This window comes from Priestia sp. SIMBA_032, assembly GCF_046535215.1.
GTDB lineage: Bacteria > Bacillota > Bacilli > Bacillales > Bacillaceae_H > Priestia > Priestia aryabhattai.
The window spans coordinates 1-537 of the sequence record NZ_JAWRXD010000097.1 but is presented as its reverse complement, the minus strand read 5'-3'; the positions used below and the strand labels follow the sequence as shown (position 1 = coordinate 537).

The following is a 537-nucleotide window of genomic DNA, read 5'->3' as shown; positions in this document are numbered from 1 at the left end:
ATCAATGCTGCACTCGGTTTAGTGCCATAGATGACCTTGTAGAAATCACCTCGGCCTGCTAACCGTGCGGACAACCCATTAAGCAAGCTATCGACTACTGCCTCTTATAGGCTGGATGAATCTCACGGGGGTTCTCACTCGCAATGGGCACTTGTCGATTCCTTCTTACGGTTGGCCAGAAGTGTCGAAGGCGGCACGACGCGTTCGACTCTGAAGACGCAGCGGAGCGCATCCTGCTGAAGGTTCTGTAGGACGTCCTCGGGAACTTTGCGGTAAACAGCAGCACTCTCTGGTTGGAAAAGGATCTCAGCGTATCGGGCAACGAGCTCTCGTCCTAGGGACTGGTTCAGACGCCGGGCATTGCGTATGAAGTTCCAGTACTGTTCAGCACCCTCGTCACTAATACCCAAAGCTTTACAAAACGCTTTGAAATACTTGGCATCTCTAGATGCATGGGGGCGAGTGTCCCCGTTCGCCGACATGGACAACCAGTAATAAACTCTGCCAGGTCGGCATTTTGTCGCCTGAGGATCAAGC

General features: G+C 52.9%; 1 protein-coding gene. It reads right to left on the bottom strand.

The window, feature by feature from the left end:
• Window positions 1-134: 134 nt before the first annotated feature.
• Window positions 135-537: hypothetical protein (locus SB717_RS33470; RefSeq protein WP_410907105.1), on the bottom strand; the 403-nt coding region annotated here is incomplete at its 5' end.